Origin of the sequence: Porticoccus sp., from assembly GCA_023261185.1 — a bacterium.
GTDB classification, from domain to species: domain Bacteria; phylum Pseudomonadota; class Gammaproteobacteria; order Pseudomonadales; family Porticoccaceae; genus Porticoccus; species Porticoccus litoralis.
Genome location: JALRJN010000001.1, coordinates 1 through 12,684, shown reverse-complemented (window position 1 = coordinate 12,684; position 12,684 = coordinate 1). Strand labels below are relative to the sequence as shown.

Here is a 12,684-nt window from a genome sequence, read left to right as displayed (position 1 = left end):
CTCGTTCATGAAATTGACCAGCTCGACATTGAGTCGATCCATGCCGGGCACTTCGGTATCGGCTTCCCGCAACCATTCCATTACCAGGCCGTGACTCCTGGCCATCATGTTGAAGGGTAATTTCTTCCACAGCTCATGTTTGAACAGGGAGGAAGAGCGGGGCAGGGGTTCCTCGGAACGTTCCGCCAGCTGACGTGCAGTTGATGTGGTCAGATACAGCACTTTTTCCGCGAAGCTCTGTAAAAGCTGTACCCGGCGCGCCGGGGAGATGGACAGGTGTGCCAGCCAGTCCGTATAGGCGAGGATCATCTGTATGGGCGATAGTCCCTTGGCGCTTTTGCCGATGATGGCGCGGAGGCGGGTATCAACTTTGTTAACGATGTCATCGTTCAGGCGGGGTATTTCAGCGATCAGGTTGTCAAGCTCATCGATCACCTTGGAGATGGTTCTGTCCGGTTTTTCGGCCACGTATTGATCCTCAGTTTGTGTGGACTTTACCACTGGCCACGTGTCATTTTCGTGGCAATGTCATCAAGATTGCCACTGTGACGTGGTAGAAATCAATGACTGAATTTGTAGCGGTAGCTAAGTGCTTCACTGAGGTGAGTGACCTCTATGGTTTCGCTCGATTCCAGGTCGGCAATAGTTCTGGCCACTTTCAGGACGCGATGGATGGCTCGTGCGGAAAGATCCATTCGCTCGCTGGCCCGTTGGAGCAACTGTTTTTGATCAGCTTGCAATGGACAGTACCGCTGGAGCTGCTGACTGCTCAGTTGGCTGTTAAGCACATTGTTTCGTTGCCTCTGTTTGTCTCTGGCCAGTGTGACCCGTTGTCTCACCACGTCACTGCGTTCACTTTCCGGGTTGCCCTGCATGAGCTCCTTGCTAGGCAGGGCCGGCACATCTACCTGAAGGTCTACGCGGTCCAGTAATGGTTCGGAAATTTTTTCCCGGTAACGGCGCACCTGGTCCGGGGTGCAGCGACAGCGTTCGCTTCCCTGATAACCACAGGGGCAGGGATTCATGGCGGCAACCAGTTGAAATCTGGCAGGGTAGCGGGTTTGCGCCTGTACTCTGGAGATCATGATTTCCCCCGACTCCAGGGGCTCACGCAGTACTTCCAGCACTTTGCGGGGAAATTCCGGAAGTTCGTCCAGGAACAGAACGCCGTGATGGGCCAGAGAAATTTCCCCTGGCCTGGGCACACTGCCACCTCCAACCAGCGCGGTAGCCGAGGCCGTGTGGTGGGGTGAGCGAAAGGGGGGTTGTGACAGAGCACTGCGAAGTCCCAGGCCGGCCACAGAGTGGATGGCTGCAACTTCCAGCAGCTCGTCTGCCGAGAGCGGTGGCAGGATGCTGGGCAGGCGTGAAGCCAGCATGGTTTTACCGGTACCCGGTGGGCCCTTAAATAGCAGGTTGTGTCCACCGGCTGCAGCAATTTCCAGAGCGCGTTTGGCCTGATGCTGGCCGACAATATCGCTGATATCCCCTGCAGGAACGTCGATTGATCCCGGGATGCTCGTCGTACTGGGTACTAGAGGTTGCTTGCCGTTGAGGTGCGCACAAACCTCCAGTAAATGTTGAGCACCGTAGACAACCGTATTCTTGCTGAGTGCTGCCTCGCTGGCATTGCCTATGGGTGCGATCAGGCTTTTTCCGGCTCTGGCGCAGGCAAGGGCGGTGGGCAGCACTCCGTCAATAGAGCGCAGTTCGCCGGAAAGCGCCAGTTCGCCAATGACCTCAGTGTCAGCGAGTTGCTCTGCTGGCAATTGTTCTGAGGCTGCGAGAATGCCTAAAGCTATGGCGAGATCAAAGCGCCCACCTTCCTTGGGGAGGTCGGCAGGTGCCAGATTGATCGTGATGCGTCGGGCTGGAAATTCAAAGTGGGAGTTCAAAAGGGCGCTGCGGACACGGTCCTTGCTTTCCCTCACTGCGGTCTCGGGCATACCGACAATGGTCAGCCCGGGTAAACCGTTGGACAGGTGGACCTCAATGGTAACTGATGGTGCATCAACGCCGATTTTTGCCCGGCTGTGAACAATGGCCAGTGCCATGACTACCCTCCTTGGTAGTGCTCTCTAGCGGTGCGTCATAGCCTGCGATTTTCTCCTTCGCCGGACGATGACGGGTTAGTTTTGCTGATTTTCCAGGCGCGCTTCCAGCTCAGCCAGCAGTTTTTCCATCTGTTCAATTTTTTCGCGACTACGCGCGAGCACAGCGCGCTGGGCATCAAACTCGTCCCTGGTCACCAGGTCCAGTTTGTCAAATGTGGCCTGTGCCGCCGCCTTGATTTTCTGCTGAGCTTCCTTCCCCAGTACGTCTGCGCCCGGGGATATCACGGCATTTAACTGCTGCAGGAACTGATGGAGTAACTGGTCTGGCTTCACAACGTTTATTCCATGGTGATAAGTGCTGCCTATTTTAGTGGCTTTGTCGAGGCTGTACAGGATGGGATACGGAAAAGCTTGCGAAAACAGATATCGCGTTATTTTGGTGCTTCTCTGTGCCCGATTACAAAATTAATGCACCACATGTGTGCAGAAAAAGTTTTTTCTGCTGATTTTAGTGTCTTTTCGGGCGGTAGATTGTTGGCACGCCAAATGCATTAACCCTTGGCGTGCGACCTTAAATCCTATCGCACCACTGAATTTATTTAATTATTTGCTGTTGTTTATATTTTTGGAGAAGCATATGAACACTTTTAAAAAATCACTGATTGCAACCTCTATTGCGCTGACCATGCCTTTGGCTGCCAATGTTGCACAGGCTTTTGAAACTTCCGCTAACGTTACTTTGACCACCGACTATAAGTTCCGTGGTATTTCTCAATCAGATACTGCCCCTGCTATTCAAGGCGGTTTTGATGTGGGCTTTGAGAGCGGCTTCTACGCAGGGATCTGGTCTTCAACAGTTGATTTCGATACCAATGACGGATCTGATTATGCAGATGCGAGCATGGAGCTGGATTACTACGCAGGTTTTGCTGGTGATTTAACTGATAGCCTCAGCTATGACGTTGGCTACATCTACTACGATTACCCGACTTCTAATGCTGTAGATGCCGGTTTCGGTAACCGTGACCTGGACTATCAAGAGTTCTACGCGAGCCTGTCCTTCAGTGACCTGACAGTCGGTTTTGCATACTCCGATGATTACTGGTGGGAAACAGGTGAGTTCTACTACGTGTATGCTGATTATGGCTTCGAACTGCCCGCTGGTGTTGGCCTGGGTTTCCACATCGGTTACAACGATTTCGAATTCGATTCTGATGACAGTGATGCAGAAGATGCTTCTGAAGCGTTCTTGGGCGATGGCGAAGACAGCTACACCGATTTCTCTATTACTCTGAGCAAGTCTTATGTTGGTCTTGATTTCGCGCTGAGCTGGGTCGATACCTCTCTGGACGATGATGAATGCTGGGGCACTGACTGGTGTGACAGCTCTGTTGTTTTCTCTGTCAGCAAAAGCATGTAATTGACCGTCGGCACCCTGTCAGCAGGCAGGGTGCCGTTTTTTCCTAAGGAGCAATGCGATGAAAATGATTACAGCAGTAGTCAAGCCCTTCAAGCTCGATGATGTGCGTGAAGCACTGGCTGCCATCGGCGTGCAGGGCGTGACCGTCACAGAAGTCAAAGGCTTTGGTCGTCAGAAAGGGCACACAGAACTCTATCGCGGTGCCGAATATGTTGTGGACTTTCTGCCCAAGGTAAAACTGGAACTGGCCCTTGCGGATGAAATGGTCGATAGCGCCATCGAGGCGATTACCACGGCTGCCCAGACCGGCAAGATTGGCGATGGCAAAATATTCATTTCGGATTTGCAAGACGTAATTCGAATCCGTACCGGTGAAACCGGTGCCGAAGCGGTTTAACGAGACGGGAGACTACAACAATGAGTCCTGAGATAATTGAAGTCAAATACGCGCTGGATACGTTTTACTTTCTGATATCCGGTGTACTAGTGATGTGGATGGCAGCAGGTTTTGCCATGCTGGAAGCGGGCCTGGTTCGCGCCAAAAACACCACTGAAATTCTAACCAAGAATGTCGCGCTGTTTGCGATCGCCTGTACCATGTACCTGCTGATGGGTTACACCATCATGTACGGAGGCAGTGAAGGTGGCATTCTGCCTGATGCCTGGTTTGGTAACGCTATTGCTAATGCTACAGCAGAAGAAGTGCTTGCCAGCAACGGTGATACCTATTACTCCGGTGCTTCAGATTTCTTCTTCCAGGTAGTATTTGTGGCAACGGCCATGTCTATCGTATCTGGTGCAGTTGCTGAGCGGATGAAGCTGTGGGCATTCCTGGCCTTTGCCGTTGTGATGACTGGCTTCATCTACCCAATGCAGGGTATGTGGAAATGGGGCGGTGGCTTCCTTGACGCTGCGGGCTTCCAGGATTTCGCCGGTTCCGGTGTAGTTCATATGTGTGGTGCGGCCGCAGCACTTGCTGGCGTACTGCTGCTTGGACCTCGTAAGGGTAAATACACTGCTGACGGTCGTATCAATGCGATTCCTGGTGCCAATATGCCTCTGGCTGCTATCGGTATGTTCATTCTGTGGATGGGCTGGTTCGGTTTCAACGGCGGTTCGGAGCTGAAAGTTTCTGATATCGGTGAAGCTAACGCGGTTGCTGACGTATTCGTCAACACCAACGCTGCGGCGTGTGGCGGCTTGATTGCTGCTCTGATTGTGGCTCACCTGGTGTTTGGCAAGGCGGATTTGACCATGGCTGTGAACGGCGCATTGGCTGGTCTGGTTGCGATCACTGCTGAACCTCTGAACTGGGGTGGTATCGGTGCAACAGTTATCGGTGCTGTTGGCGGTGTGATAGTTGTCTTCGCTGTTATCACTATGGACAAGATGAAAATCGATGACCCGGTTGGTGCTATCTCCGTACACGGTGTTGTCGGTATCTGGGGCCTCCTCGCGGTTTGCTTGTCAGGCAATGAAGACGCCACGCTGATTGGTCAGTTGACCGGTATCGGTGTGATCTTTGTCTGGACTTTTGTGACCAGCCTGATTGTCTGGGCGATCATCAAAGCCACCATGGGTATCCGTGTTGGTGAGCAGGAAGAGTACGAAGGTGTGGATATGTCTGAATGTGGCATTGAAGCCTATCCTGAGTTCGCTGGAAGCGGTAAGTAAGCCTGTTCTCGGTTGCAGGGGGTTGGCCGCATGGTCAATCCCCTGTTTTTTTGCCTGTAAGAGACCTCCACAACCTGTTAGTGACGTTCCCAAAAGGTGCAATTTTCAAAAGGAAGGTGTATCTTTTTCCGCTATCCCAATAACAACGAAAAGAGAGCAAGGTAAACTCCTATGAAGCTTATTACCGCCATTGTTAAACCCTTTAAACTGGATGATGTCCGTGAGGCGCTGGCCGAGGTGGGTATCCAGGGTATTACAGTTACCGAAGTAAAAGGTTTTGGCCGCCAGAAAGGCCATACAGAACTGTATCGCGGCGCAGAATATGTTGTGGATTTTCTACCCAAGGTTAAGTTGGAAATTGCTGTAGAAGATGGCCATGCAGAAACTGTGGTGGACGCGATCACCAAATCTGCCCAGACCGGCAAGATCGGTGATGGCAAAATCTTTATTTCAGAGCTTGAGCAGGTAATCCGTATCCGTACCGGTGAAACCGGCAGTGACGCGGTTTAAGTAGTTGCCGGAGCTTAACGTTCACTCAATGCATAGCATTCTTCAAGGAACGCCCGGCACTTCTCTACAGAATCCAGATCAGATTCTTCAATAATCAATAGTCCGGGGCAGGCCTTTTTCAGGTCGCTGACCAGAAGGCCATCACCGTCCCGGCTTATTGATCCAGTCTCATCGTGAACGGGCGTTGACCCTGAACCGCAACTGGGTGAGCGGGACTTGACGATATAAGCACACAATTCCTGTGCCTGTTTTAAGGCAAACCCTTTTGTCCCCTCTTTAAGCGCTGATGTGACATCCAGTTCAGGTGTTTCCACGCCAATTGCGGAGATCGCCCCCTCCGATGTTTCCACCAGCCTGATGGGCGGTCTTGGTATTCCTAGCCCGGCATCAGCTTCAGGGCAGAAAACCTGTAGGTCAAGCCATGGTCCAAGTTCTCGCATAATCAGATCGTGATATTTGTGTCCGGCATCGTAGCGCACCGCATGGCCTGCCAGGCAGGCACTGATACCCACTTTGGGTTGGTACTCACGGTGTGGGGTCATATGTATGGCAGAGAGATCGGTCATGGTAATACTTTATTGTTATGGGTTAATGATCAGGTCAAAGACCACCTGGATATTGTCGCTGTAGGTCAGCTCATCCGGCAGATAAGTACCGGGTCTGGATGATGCGGCGCGCAACATCTGTGCCGACTCCATACCATCCTGCATTTTTGACGCATACATGGGCGTATTGCGGTGGTAATCAATGCGCACGATAGGCCCCAGTTCTGCGCCGTAGGCTTTTGCCAGGGCGGCGGCTTTCAGTTTTGAATCCTCAATCGCCTGCTGGTGTGCCTTCATGCGGTATTCCTCCGCAAGGCTGCTCTCATAGCGAATGTTATCGATGCCTTCCAGCTTTTGCGCCAAAGCTTGATCCATCACGTGGGTCAGTTGGTCAAGCTTGTGCAGGGTGACAGACAGGGTTCTGATGGCTTCATAGCCACTGAAATGACGGCTACCGTTGCTGTGTTCGTAGCGGGGATAGACGCGCAATGTTGAGGCAATGACATCCTTGCGATCAATGGACATGGATTGCAGTTGGTCGAGAAAATTGTTGAAGCGATCATCCACTTCCTGCTTGGCATCCTGTCCGGATTTGCGGGTTGCGCGAATGCTCAGATCGATAATGGCCGTATCGGCACTGGCCTTGATTTCGCCGTATCCATTAGTAGAGATAAGGCGGCGGTTATCATCATCGGCAAGACAGGATATTGAAAAAAGAGCCAGGGTAATAATCAGTAATTGGCGCACGAGGTACTCCGTGTAGGGGTGCAAAGCAACTACGGTTAGAGTCCCCAGCGTTGAAAAAGTTTTGTAAAAATTACTTAAATTGCCATGTAAACAATAAAGGCAAAAGAGAACCGTTTACTCCGGATCGCTTTTGCGTTTAGCGCGGGGATGGGCCTGATCGTAAATTTTCGAGAGGTGTTGGAAATCCAGATGGGTATAGATCTGAGTGGTGGACAAATTGGCATGTCCCAGTAGTTCCTGGATGGCGCGGAGGTCTCCGCTGGACTCGAGCAGATGGCTGGCAAATGAGTGGCGCAGCATGTGAGGGTGAACCTTGCCCTGCATGCCCTGCTGTAAACTGATCAAGCGCAGGCGCTCCTGCACTGTGCGCGGTGCAATGCGTTTGCCGCGGGCTGAGATGAAAACTGCTTCCTGATCCGCATCTGACTGATTTTCCTGGCGGCGTTTCAGCCACTGCCGCAATGCCTTGATGGCGTGGCTTCCAATGGGCACCTGTCTGGTTTTACTTCCTTTACCGGTGACCCTGACTACCTGGTCAGCGAAGTCGATATCCACCAGGTTCAGAGAAATCAGTTCGGAAAGACGCAATCCAGAGGAGTAGAACAGCTCGATGATGGCGTGGTCCCGGCAGTCTATCCAGCTATCACCTGGTGTGCTGACAAATTGGTTGGCTTGATCAACATCCAGTGTTCGAGGCAGTTTTTTTGGCGATTTGGGTGCGTTAAGGCCGGCACAGGGGTTGGTTTTGACCCATTGTTGTTTCAGTGCGTAGTTAAAAAAAGTTCGCAATGATGACAGCCACCTCTGCAGGCTGCGCCCACCGAGACCCTGGCGGTGGAGTTCGGAGAGGCAGAGGCGGATATGCTGGCTATTCAGTCGGGACAGATCGGACAGTTGCTGCCGCTGACACCAGTCAGCAAGTTTTTGCAGATCGCGGCCATAGCTCTGCACGGTATAGGGTGACAGTCGGCGCTCGCTACGCAGGTGTTCTTCAAACCGGGCCAGCTGCTCAGGAAGTGTGCTGCCCATGGAGTCGTACTCAGCCTTTAGCGATCCAGCCGGGGAATGACCCGGCTCAGGACCTCGGCAATATAACTGAGAAACAGTGTGCCCATGCTGCTGCGATAGTAGTTGGGATCACTGTGGGCGATAGCGAGGAAGCCAAAAGGGCTACCCTGTATGAGTGGCACTGCTGCAACGGATCCCACATCGCCGGCGGCATCGCCAAACAGGAAAGACAGTTCATCAGTACCCAAAACCCCGCAGATGATGCGGCTGTTGCGCAGCAGCGTACCAATCTGGGATTTGGCATCTTCGTGGCTGACAATCCGCGTGTGGGGGGATGGCAGCCCCTGGGCCTGATCTGCAAATAGCAGAACACTGTGGAATTCGACCTGGAAATCACTGGCCAGACTCGTAGAAACCGCCTCGAGCACGGCTTGCCGGTCGCCGGCTTCCAGCAGGGTGAGAATCAGGCGCTTCGTCTTTTCAAACAGCTTGTCATTGACCTTGGCGGAGTCGAGCATGCCATTCAGACGTTGCCGCATTTCCAGATTGCGTTCACGCAGTACTGCAATCTGACGTTCCACCAGGGAAACCGCCGCTCCACTTTCGTGGGGAAGACTGATCATTTCCAGTAGTTCGGGATGGTCTTCAAAAAAATCGGGGTGCTGCTGCAGATAGGCTTTGACCTGTTCGGTATCCAGATCGGCCATTGCCGGCGCTTGTTGTTCTGTTGTCATATTCTTATCCGCCCGTGAAACACCGTGGTGGCGCTTCCTGTCATGATGACCGGCTCTCCTTCGCCGGACCAGCTCACTTCCAGGCTCCCTCCCGGCAGGTTTACGGTTACCGTTGAGTCTATCAGGTCTTGCAACTGACCGGCTACCGCTGCTGCGCAGGCACCGGTGCCGCAGGCCAGGGTTTCCCCAGCGCCGCGTTCGTAGACACGCAGGTTGATTTCATGGCGATTGAGTACTTCCATGAAACCGACATTGACCCGGTTGGGGAATAGGGCGTGACCTTCGAGCGCCGGGCCCAGTGTGTCTACCGGTGCTGTCGCTGTACTTTCCACGTTGAGCACCACGTGGGGGTTACCCATGGAAACGGCACCGACCAGCAATTGTTGTCCAAGCACTTCAATGGGGTAGCGGGTTTGCCTGTGATCGGCCAGAAACGGTATTTTCTCTGGCTCCAGAACCGGCACTCCCATATTCACCTCAATCAGATTGTTGCGGCGAACATGCAGGGTGATGATACCTGAAGCCGTTTCCACCCGAATATCGCTTTTACCGGTGAGGTGGCGATCGCGAACAAATTTGGCGAAACAGCGTGCGCCGTTGCCGCACTGTTCCACCTCGCTGCCGTCCTGATTGAAAATACGGTAGCGGAAATCTACGTCATGGGTTGTGGGTGGCTCCACCAGCAGGATCTGATCACAGCCAATGCCAAAGCGCCGATCACCCAGCTTGCGTGCCAGCTCAGGGGTCATAGTGACACCCTGGGAAACGCCATCGATCACAACGAAGTCGTTACCCAGTCCATGCATTTTAGTAAAACGTAATAGCATGCCGTTTTGATTGTGTCGCCGAGTGTTCATTTTGCCTGCCTGACAGTCCTTGTCGTTTATACAGGAAGAATGGTTTCGCCGCGAATCAAATCCGCAAGACTCTCCCGTTGGCGTACTTCATAAGCCTGATCGCCATCCACCATGATTTCGGCGGCACGACCCCGGCTGTTGTAATTCGAACTCATGGTAAACCCGTAGGCACCCGAAGAGCCGACACAGAGCAGGTCGTTGGGTTCAATGGCCAGCGCCCGATCCTTGCCGAGGAAATCCCCGGTTTCGCAAACCGGGCCGACGATGTCCCAGTGTCGTGAGTTCCCTTCTTCCCTCGGGATCACGGGATCAATGCTCAACCAGGCCTGATACAGAGCTGGTCGTATCATGTCGTTCATGGCGGCATCGACGATGGCAAAATTCTTTTCATCCCCCGGTTTTAAATACTGCACCCGGGTGAGGAGCACGCCGGCATTGGCGGCAATGGAACGGCCCGGTTCCAGCACCAGTGTCAGGTCACGATCGCCCAGCTCCCGGCGCAAGGCAGCAATATATTCTGCAGGGTGAGGGGGTTGCTCGTTCTGGTAACGAACGCCCAGCCCACCGCCCAGATCCAGATGTTGCAATGCAATGCCTCTGGCTGAGAGCTCATCAACCAATGCCAGCACCCGTTGCAACGCATCAATAAAGGGTGAGGTGTCAGTCAACTGCGAACCGATATGGCAGTCGACTCCGACGATATTGATGTTGGGCAGCTCGCTGGCCCGTGAGTAGACATCGGGTGCTCGATGAATATCGATACCAAATTTATTTTCTTTCAACCCGGTGGATATATAGGGGTGGGTTTTGGCATCCACATCAGGATTCACTCTAAGTGAGATATTGGCAACGGTGCCACATTCACCTGCCACTTCATTCAGCACTTCAAGTTCTGCCTCGGATTCGACATTAAAGCAGTGAATACCAGCTTCCAGAGCGCGCGCCATTTCATGGGGTAATTTCCCGACACCGGAAAAAATGACTTTACTAGCATCACCACCAGCAGCCAGTACTCGCTCCAGTTCTCCAACGGAGACGATGTCAAAACCGGCGCCAAGCCTGGCCAGAATATTCAGTACCCCAATATTGGAATTGGCTTTGACGGCATAACAGACAAGATGCGGGTAATCGTTCAGGGCTTCGCTGTAGGCCCTGAAGTGTTCCGTGAGCGCGGCACGGCTGTAGACATAAGTTGGCGTGCCATAGCGTTCGGCAATAGCAGTCAACGATACCTTTTCGGCAAACAGTTCGCCGTCACGGTAGGAGAAATGAGTCATGTTAGATGTCTTGTTGGCAATCAGGATGGTTCGGTATCTGTAGGTGTTTCCACCTCAGCGGGAATTTCCTCAACCGGTTCGGGCGGCAGATACAGAGGCCCCTTGTTACCGCATCCAGTCAGACCAATGAGAGACAGCGCTACCAACAGCACCAATGCAAAAAATTGTTGCATGGAAAAACCCGTAATTTGAATGATGACAAGCCCGCGAGTATACCGGCTGTAGTTGGTTGCACTCAATCGCGTATACTCTGGGAATCACTTTTCTATGCTATCTCGGAGTTGTTTTCATCGTGAATGAAACAGAGTTCAGCGACCTGGCCGATGATCTGATGCTGTTGATCGAAGAGTCGCTCGATAATTGTGGTGTCGATATTGATTATGAAACCTCTGCCGGAGTTATGACGTTGACCATCGAGGCCGACGATTCAAAGGTTATTATTTCCCGTCAGCCGGCCATGTCGCAGATCTGGGTGGCGGCAAAGTCCGGCGGTTATCATTTCAACTTCGATGGTGTTTCATGGCAGTGCTCCACAACCGGCGAGACCCTGCCAGAATTGCTAAGTCGTGTCTGCAGTGAGCAGGCTGGCGAGGCGGTGGAACTGAACTTCTAGGACAGATCCACGGCATCAGCTTTGGCCGGGAAAGCAGGGTTCAGGCCGGCACCTGCATGCCCCGCCAGGTCACAATTTTGTCTTCCTCGTTAAGGCCAATCTCCATGTAGCAGCCGGTAGATCAGTGGTTACAGGTGGTGTATTTCCACTCCTTCACTTTTTTGCCGTAATGACAATGGGCTTCCGGTACTTGCATCCAACTGGCGTGGCACTTTCTCGGTTCAGTTGTTGTTATACCGGGATCATCCCCTAAGGATTACCTGCCCATCGATCAATTCAACAGGAAAAACCGGCACAGGCGTGTCTTCGTTTTCCAGGCACTCGCCGGTGGTGAGGTCAAAATGTTGTTTGTAGAGTGGCGAGGCGACCACGATTCGCCCCTGGACATCGCCGACAATTCCCCGTGACAGCACGTTCGCCTTGCCGATAGGGTCCCAATTGCCGATGGCGTAGACCTGCGGCTCTTCTTCCGGCAGGTAAAAAATGGCGACCTGTTGGCCGTTCACCAGTGCGCAGATACCGGAGTTGGGAATCAGGTCCTCGTGCTGGCATATCACCAGCGCGTTTTCAGAGAGTCTGTTTTCTGCAGTGTTCATCAGCAATTCCTCCTACGCTGACTTGGCGATGATGTTCTGGAGTTCGTCTTCGTTGGCGGGGCGGACCTGACCGCGCTCCTCAACAAACACGACGGTTTCGTCTTTTGCGTCCGGGACGTTGACGAACTGGCGGAAGCGCTTCAGTTTTTCCGGGTCCTCAATGGTGGTTTTCCACTCGCACTGGTAAGTGCCGACGATGCTGTTCATTTGTTCTTCTAACTCGGCACAGATGCCCAGCTTGTCTTCGATAACAACTTCCTTCAGGTAGTCGAGACCGCCCTCCAGGTTATCCAGCCACACCGAGGTGCGCTGCAGCCGGTCGGCGGTGCGTACGTAAAACATCAGGAAGCGGTCGATGTATTTGATCAGGGTTTCGTCATCCAGATCAGTGGCGAACAGGTCGGCGTGGCGGGGCTTCATGCCGCCGTTGCCGCACAGGTAAAGATTTCAGCCATGCTCGGTGGCGATCACGCCAAAATCCTTGGACTGTGCTTCCGCACATTCCCGGGTACAGCCGGAAACCGCGGATTTCAGCTTCTGGGGAGAGCGCAGCCCTTTGTAACGATCCTCAACGTAGATCGCCATACCGACACTGTCCTGTACGCCGTAGCGGCACCAGGTGCTGCCGACACAGGATTTCACAGTGCGC

At 53.1% G+C, this 12,684-nt stretch carries 16 protein-coding genes and 1 pseudogene; 5 read left to right on the top strand and 12 right to left on the bottom strand.

The window, feature by feature from the left end:
- The 3 genes from ACYZYZ_RS00085 to ACYZYZ_RS00075 all read right to left on the bottom strand — a co-directional run.
- A partial coding sequence (locus ACYZYZ_RS00085; RefSeq protein ID WP_461482820.1) for a poly-beta-hydroxybutyrate polymerase N-terminal domain-containing protein occupies positions 1–468 on the bottom strand: 468 nt, incomplete at its 3' end.
- Between the two features lie 92 nt (positions 469–560).
- Complete coding sequence (locus ACYZYZ_RS00080) at positions 561–2,054, bottom strand: YifB family Mg chelatase-like AAA ATPase (protein WP_461482819.1); 1,494 nt, start codon at positions 2,052–2,054, stop codon at positions 561–563.
- Between the two features lie 75 nt (positions 2,055–2,129).
- A complete protein-coding gene (locus ACYZYZ_RS00075) occupies positions 2,130–2,387 on the bottom strand; it encodes an accessory factor UbiK family protein (RefSeq protein WP_305169888.1) in 258 nt (85 codons plus the stop codon).
- Positions 2,388–2,535: 148 nt separating this feature from the next.
- Between ACYZYZ_RS00075 and ACYZYZ_RS00070 the strand changes: the two genes are divergently transcribed.
- The 4 genes from ACYZYZ_RS00070 (at position 2,536) to glnK (ending at position 5,658) form a co-directional block, all read left to right on the top strand.
- Positions 2,536–3,474, top strand: a complete 939-nt coding sequence (locus ACYZYZ_RS00070) for a TorF family putative porin (protein WP_305169889.1) — start codon at positions 2,536–2,538, stop codon at positions 3,472–3,474.
- Between the two features lie 58 nt (positions 3,475–3,532).
- Positions 3,533–3,871, top strand: a complete 339-nt coding sequence (locus tag ACYZYZ_RS00065) for a P-II family nitrogen regulator (protein WP_305169890.1) — start codon at positions 3,533–3,535, stop codon at positions 3,869–3,871.
- A gap of 20 nt (positions 3,872–3,891) precedes the next feature.
- Complete coding sequence (locus tag ACYZYZ_RS00060) at positions 3,892–5,148, top strand: ammonium transporter (RefSeq protein WP_305169891.1); 1,257 nt, start codon at positions 3,892–3,894, stop codon at positions 5,146–5,148.
- A 171-nt stretch (positions 5,149–5,319) separates the two neighbouring features.
- Complete coding sequence (glnK, locus tag ACYZYZ_RS00055) at positions 5,320–5,658, top strand: P-II family nitrogen regulator (protein ID WP_305169892.1); 339 nt, start codon at positions 5,320–5,322, stop codon at positions 5,656–5,658.
- 14 nt (positions 5,659–5,672) lie between these two features.
- On the opposite strand, the gene ACYZYZ_RS00050 is transcribed toward glnK, so the two are convergent.
- From ACYZYZ_RS00050 to lptM, 7 genes are all read right to left on the bottom strand, one after another.
- The gene (locus ACYZYZ_RS00050) at positions 5,673–6,224 is read right to left on the bottom strand and encodes a 2-thiouracil desulfurase family protein (RefSeq protein ID WP_305169893.1); all 552 of its coding nucleotides are present in this window, start codon (positions 6,222–6,224) and stop codon (positions 5,673–5,675) included.
- Positions 6,225–6,239: 15 nt separating this feature from the next.
- On the bottom strand, positions 6,240–6,950 hold the full coding sequence (locus ACYZYZ_RS00045) for an SIMPL domain-containing protein (protein ID WP_305169894.1): 711 nt from the start codon (positions 6,948–6,950) through the stop codon (positions 6,240–6,242).
- A 114-nt stretch (positions 6,951–7,064) separates the two neighbouring features.
- Complete coding sequence (gene xerC / locus ACYZYZ_RS00040; protein ID WP_305169895.1) at positions 7,065–7,979, bottom strand: tyrosine recombinase XerC; 915 nt, start codon at positions 7,977–7,979, stop codon at positions 7,065–7,067.
- 17 nt (positions 7,980–7,996) lie between these two features.
- A complete protein-coding gene (locus tag ACYZYZ_RS00035; RefSeq protein WP_305169896.1) occupies positions 7,997–8,692 on the bottom strand; it encodes a DUF484 family protein in 696 nt (231 codons plus the stop codon).
- Positions 8,689–9,519 carry a diaminopimelate epimerase gene (dapF, locus tag ACYZYZ_RS00030; RefSeq protein WP_305170153.1) on the bottom strand — a complete coding sequence of 277 codons (831 nt, stop codon included), beginning with the start codon at positions 9,517–9,519 and terminating at the stop codon, positions 8,689–8,691. The genes ACYZYZ_RS00035 and dapF overlap by 4 nt, the downstream gene beginning before the upstream one ends.
- Before the next feature lie 56 nt (positions 9,520–9,575).
- Positions 9,576–10,826: a diaminopimelate decarboxylase gene (lysA, locus tag ACYZYZ_RS00025; protein ID WP_305169897.1), complete on the bottom strand. Its 1,251-nt coding sequence runs from the start codon at positions 10,824–10,826 to the stop codon at positions 9,576–9,578.
- Between the two features lie 20 nt (positions 10,827–10,846).
- Positions 10,847–10,999, bottom strand: a complete 153-nt coding sequence (lptM, locus tag ACYZYZ_RS00020; RefSeq protein ID WP_305169898.1) for an LPS translocon maturation chaperone LptM — start codon at positions 10,997–10,999, stop codon at positions 10,847–10,849.
- Between the two features lie 119 nt (positions 11,000–11,118).
- Between lptM and cyaY the strand changes: the two genes are divergently transcribed.
- A complete protein-coding gene (gene cyaY / locus ACYZYZ_RS00015; RefSeq protein ID WP_305169899.1) occupies positions 11,119–11,439 on the top strand; it encodes an iron donor protein CyaY in 321 nt (106 codons plus the stop codon).
- Between the two features lie 242 nt (positions 11,440–11,681).
- On the opposite strand, the gene nirD is transcribed toward cyaY, so the two are convergent.
- Together nirD and ACYZYZ_RS00005 are read right to left on the bottom strand one after the other, a co-directional pair.
- On the bottom strand, positions 11,682–12,035 hold the full coding sequence (gene nirD, locus ACYZYZ_RS00010) for a nitrite reductase small subunit NirD (RefSeq protein WP_305169900.1): 354 nt from the start codon (positions 12,033–12,035) through the stop codon (positions 11,682–11,684).
- A gap of 12 nt (positions 12,036–12,047) precedes the next feature.
- A pseudogene (locus ACYZYZ_RS00005) lies at positions 12,048–12,684 on the bottom strand (nitrite reductase (NAD(P)H)); the annotation flags it as partial.

Bases quoted from the DNA above. Each gene is read 5' to 3' on its own strand.
- ACYZYZ_RS00060 (WP_305169891.1), top strand. From the start codon at position 3,892: ATGAGTCCTGAGATAATTGAAGTCAAATACGCGCTGGATACGTTTTAC.
- ACYZYZ_RS00035 (WP_305169896.1), bottom strand. From the start codon at position 8,692: ATGACAACAGAACAACAAGCGCCGGCAATGGCCGATCTGGATACCGAA.
- lptM (WP_305169898.1), bottom strand. From the start codon at position 10,999: ATGCAACAATTTTTTGCATTGGTGCTGTTGGTAGCGCTGTCTCTCATT.
- ACYZYZ_RS00065 (WP_305169890.1), top strand. From the start codon at position 3,533: ATGAAAATGATTACAGCAGTAGTCAAGCCCTTCAAGCTCGATGATGTG.
- glnK (WP_305169892.1), top strand. From the start codon at position 5,320: ATGAAGCTTATTACCGCCATTGTTAAACCCTTTAAACTGGATGATGTC.
- xerC (WP_305169895.1), bottom strand. From the start codon at position 7,979: ATGGGCAGCACACTTCCTGAGCAGCTGGCCCGGTTTGAAGAACACCTG.
- lysA (WP_305169897.1), bottom strand. From the start codon at position 10,826: ATGACTCATTTCTCCTACCGTGACGGCGAACTGTTTGCCGAAAAGGTA.
- ACYZYZ_RS00050 (WP_305169893.1), bottom strand. From the start codon at position 6,224: ATGACCGATCTCTCTGCCATACATATGACCCCACACCGTGAGTACCAA.
- nirD (WP_305169900.1), bottom strand. From the start codon at position 12,035: ATGAACACTGCAGAAAACAGACTCTCTGAAAACGCGCTGGTGATATGC.
- dapF (WP_305170153.1), bottom strand. From the start codon at position 9,519: ATGCTATTACGTTTTACTAAAATGCATGGACTGGGTAACGACTTCGTT.
- ACYZYZ_RS00080 (WP_461482819.1), bottom strand. From the start codon at position 2,054: ATGGCACTGGCCATTGTTCACAGCCGGGCAAAAATCGGCGTTGATGCA.